Source organism: Neisseria sp. P0021.S006, from assembly GCF_051956895.1.
This window is the reverse complement of record NZ_JBQCWZ010000071.1, coordinates 1-4,646: the sequence shown is the minus strand read 5'-3', so window position 1 is coordinate 4,646 and position 4,646 is coordinate 1. Positions and strand designations below refer to the sequence as shown.

Annotated in this window: 2 protein-coding genes; one reads left to right on the top strand and one right to left on the bottom strand. The window is 44.6% G+C overall.

Translation table 11 applies throughout. From position 1 onward, the window contains the following. Window positions 1-93: 93 nt before the first annotated feature. On the top strand, window positions 94-3,636 hold the full coding sequence (pilC, locus tag ACTHUM_RS10495; RefSeq protein ID WP_440402854.1) for a PilC family type IV pilus tip adhesin: 3,543 nt from the start codon (window positions 94-96) through the stop codon (window positions 3,634-3,636). Window positions 3,637-3,912: 276 nt separating this feature from the next. Here the strand turns inward: pilC and ACTHUM_RS10490 are convergent. Next, a partial coding sequence (locus ACTHUM_RS10490) for a LytR/AlgR family response regulator transcription factor (RefSeq protein ID WP_440402853.1) occupies window positions 3,913-4,646 on the bottom strand: 734 nt, incomplete at its 5' end.

Below are 4,646 nucleotides of genomic sequence, written 5' to 3'. Positions count from 1 at the left end.
GAAACAGGCTGTTTATGCTAAAATCGTAGCCCCATAAAAAATAAAAACAACGTCATTTTTAACTGAGATTATCCGATGAAAAAAGAACACATTATGCAAAACGCTCCATCAGGCCGCCATCGCCTCATTCATGCAAGCATCGCTTCCGCTTTAGCCCTCATTAGCTTTTCCGTTCAGGCAAATCCCCAGCAATCTAAAGAAAAGAATGGTTTTGCCGAAATTCCGTTTTACCTGAAAAACGTAAACGAGCCTATTGGCCAGCCCAGAGTCAAACACAATATTATGTTTTTGATTGATGACTCGGGCAGTATGTTGGCTGATGCTAAGGGTGAATATCATGTAGATGATAAGAATAGAAAAATCAATATTGCAAAATCGGCATTAAAGAAGATTTTGGAGCGGTATAAAGATCAGTTTAACTGGGGCTTGCAGACTTTACATAATAATCCTCGGTATTGGAAATGGGATGAGGAAAAAAGGAAAAAGGATAATGCTCTTTACGCATATGCAGAATTGTCTAGCCCCGACGATGACAAAGGCGATATGAAGGATTCTGATGGCTTTACGGATGGTTCTGCCGGTCGAAACTGGGAATATGTCAGGAAAAAGGTAGACGAGATGTTGGCTTACCAAGCTACGCCGACAACGCGCCGTTATTATGAAGTTGTCAAAAATTTCGTTATTCCAAATATTAAATACCGTTGTCAAAAATCCTATGTTGTCGTGGTTTCTGATGGCGATGCCAATATGAGTTGTAGCAATCAGGCCTCTGGAGAAGACCCACGTAAATCTCCCAATACTAACTTCAATTATGACCGAAAATATTATTATTCAAACTATTACCGTGCTATTGATCGTAGCTCGGATGAGGTCTATGAATATTTTGGGCCGTCTGAAGTAAAAGCTTATGAAAATAAACATGGGCAAGGTAAGGAATTTTCAGGAATCGGCCTTAAAGGTGAAGTATATTTTGATCTGCCAAATTATGATCCGAGATTGGATACTCCTGAAGGGAAGAAAAAGTTTCAATGCCAATATACTGATTATGCAAAAGATGATGATTCAGGGGATTGGGTGCTTTTAGGTGAAAAAGATGGTAAACGAGAAGTCAAAGGCATTGGCGAAATTATTGTTCCTTATTGGGATAGGAACTATGAGGATGAAAAACGCGGTATGCGTTTCTTTAGCCAGACTTTGGCAGAAAAAGATATTAAACCTGCGATTAAGTCAGAAAATCGTCTAGATGCTGCGATTAAGCCAGAGGATCGTCGAGATGCTGCAGGCAAGAGCTGGGATGGTGATCCAAGCGATCCTAAGGGCGTAGATTATAGCAAGCAATTGGTTCAGACTTTTACCGTGGGCTTTGGTGAGGGAATCTCTAAAGTCGGGAGAGATTATCTGGAAAAGGGTGCCAGTCGCCCGGAATGGTATTTCAATGCCTCAAAACCTGAAAAGTTGCTTGAGGCCTTTAAAACCATTATCGACAATATTGAAACTGACAGCAAAATAATGAAATTTGAAGGGGCAGCTTCAACTGCGCCGGTGACGACCAGTACAGGTATTCCCAATATGGCGGCAACGGTTCATTTAAATACCGGCTCTTGGAGCAGTCAGTTGCGGTTTTATAAATTAAACCGCAATGGTACGCCTATTAATACGACTGAGTTTGTTCAGCCATCATTTAATAACCGTCTTACTTTGGTTAATGATGGCAGTAAGACCTATTTCATCGATAGAGTTGCAGATAATGAGGCTTCAAACGCCGATTTTGGCATTTCAGACGGCAGTGCGAAAGATGAGTTGAAGTTGGAATGGAAAAATGCATTGTTGAAATGGACTGGCCGAGCAGGTAGTGATGAAGCCATCAAAGCGGATGCAGAGGCAAAAGGTTATAGTCAGTCTTATCGTATCCGTCCGACTGACCCTAATGATCCAAATAAAGATGAACGTAATTTGGGCGATATTTTAGACGGTTCGGTTGCGGCTATTGGCAATAAGCGCGACAACCGTCAAGAGTTTTTGGTTGCCGCTGCCAATGACGGTATGGTACATATTTTCCGTAATGGTACGCCTAGCAATCCTTATGACTTGAAACTCAGCTATATTCCGGCAGGTATGGAACGTGAGGACGAGAAAGGTCAAGCAACAACTTTGGGCAAAGTCCTGAAGGATATTGCTCGTGAGGGCTATGGCTCCAGCACGCCACACCGCTATATGGTCAATGGTGGCTTTGTTCTCCGTCAAACACCTGATAAACAAACCTTTATGTTTGGTGCAATGGGTCAGGGCGGACGCGGTGCATATGCGTTGAATATTGATGCGGTAGCTAACAGTGATCGTAGTAGTTGGAATACGACTGTGCCTTTGTTTGAAACAAAAAAAGGCTCTGACAATAAGCTGGGTTATACCATTGGTTCGACACAAATCGGCCGTGTTTCCATCAAGCGCGATACCACTCCGGTCAATTTGAAATCTGATGTGCGCTATGCGGGTTTCTTGGCCAGCGGCTATCGTACTGAAGATGTGAACAGTGTCGACAATGAAACGGCTTTATATGTCTATGATATGACAGGTAAAGAAGCTGGTACGCAAGATACCGGCAAAAATGTTTCTAGTGCCGGTAATCTCTTGGCTAAAATTCCTGCACCGAATGGCAAAGGTGGCCTCTCCACCCCCACTTTGGTAGACACCGATTTTGACGGTATTGTCGATATTGCCTATGCAGGCGACCGTTATGGCAATATGTTCCGCTTCGACTTGAGAGGTAAAACCCCGTCTGAATGGTCGGCGCAAATGATTTTCCAAGGTTCGGGTAATCAACCGATTACGTCTGCGCCTGCGGTATCACGTCGTGGTAAAGACAAGTATGTCGTCATTTTTGGTACGGGTAGCGAGATTTATCAGAATGAACTAGAAGGTACCAACGGACAAATCAATGCCGTTTATGGTATTTACGACGATGTGTCTACTGATGAATCTAAAAAAGCGGTTTTGGCAAACAGCAGTGAGTTGGAGCAGCAAACCAGAGAAAGTGACGGCGAACATATTTATGTCAGCAACAATAAGGTTGGTGAAGGCAAAAAAGGCTGGAGTCTGACTTTAGGTCCGAATGAACGTGTGACTGTCAAACCGACGATGATTTTGCGTACAGCTGTTCTGACCATTCGTAAGTATGAAAGCAAAACAATTCATACTGATTCTTCCAGTACCGATGTTTGTTTGCCGGACAGCACGTCCACACAAACGACAGCGAAAACGATTATTCTGGGCGTAAATGCCGAAAACGGCGGCCGTTTGGGCTTGCGTGATGCTCGTATCTCCAGTAAGGATCGTAAGTTTATCAGGCGCGAGAATAATGGCCAGATTGATTACGCCAACGGTATGACTTTTGATGGCGTTATCAACTTTACTTATATGAATTCCAGTAAAGCCGACGATTCTCCGGTAACTGCCGATGGCGATAGTGGTGGCACGGGTACGGATAAGGAGCTGAACGCCACGCCGAGCGTGCCAAATAATAAATGTTTTGCAACCAAAGGTGATCGCAGTCTCTTGTCTAACCAACTGGTCAGCCTAAAAGTAGAAGGCCGTACATGCGGACTCAAACGTATCAGCTGGCGTGAATTGTTCTTTTAATTTGTAAGGCTTGAATATCGAGGCCGTCTGAATTTTTCAGACGGCCTTTTCTGTTGAGTAGTAGTAATTCAAAAATGTTGGATTGGTGGATAGAAAAGCTTGTTTGAGGGCAAAACAAGCTTTGATCAAATTGAAAGCTTGGATAGAGCTAAACGACAGATTTGGACTATTCTTTTTTTAAATTTCTACCATTTGGCTGATAAGTTAAAAGGCCGTCTGAAAAGTATCTTTTCAGACGGCCTTTGATTTAAAGAGAACGAGTCAAGGAGCGCATTGTTAGATGCTGTTTTTAATGATTTTCCGCAGGGTGGAGAGTTGCCGGCGGCTGACGGGCAACGGGGTCGGAATATCGAGAATTTTAGCGCTCCACGTGGATGCGGATTCATCGTTTTCGTCATCGTCCAGTCGAATCAGACTGTCTAGGGTGTGGCGGAAGACGAGGGCATTGCGGTGGATGCGGATGACTTTGTCGCCCAGCAATTCTTCCCAGTAAACCAAGGTCTTCGGTAATTCGTAGCTTTGGCCGTCGCCAGTAAACAGATAGACGGTTTTGTGTTCCGCCATCAGGTAACGCGCCTGTTGCCATGGAATTTCAACCATGCGTTCGCGGGGGGACACTTTGAAATGGGTAAAACTGTCTGCTTTTTCGCGGTTTTTCTCGATGATGCGGTCAAGCGCGGTTTGCAGGCGGGTCATTTTGATCGGTTTGAGCAGATAGTCTGCGGCAGCCAGCTCAAATGCGCGCAGGGCGTGTTCTTCGTAGGCTGTGGTGAAGACAATTTCCGGCTGGCGCTTGGCGGTACGCTTAATGCGTTCGACAAATTCGAGACCGTCGATTTCCGGCATGCCGATGTCGGCAAAGACGATGTCAACTTCGTGGACGCTCAGCCACTCCAATGCTGGCATGGCATGGTGAAAGACGTTGAGCAGTACGACATTGCACTCTTCCAATAATACACGTAAGCGTTCTGCTGCTAATACTTCGTCTTCTACAATAATGGCACTTGGCA

Coding starts and splice junctions, on each gene's coding strand:
- pilC (WP_440402854.1), top strand. CDS start 94: ATGCAAAACGCTCCATCAGGCCGCCATCGCCTCATTCATGCAAGCATC.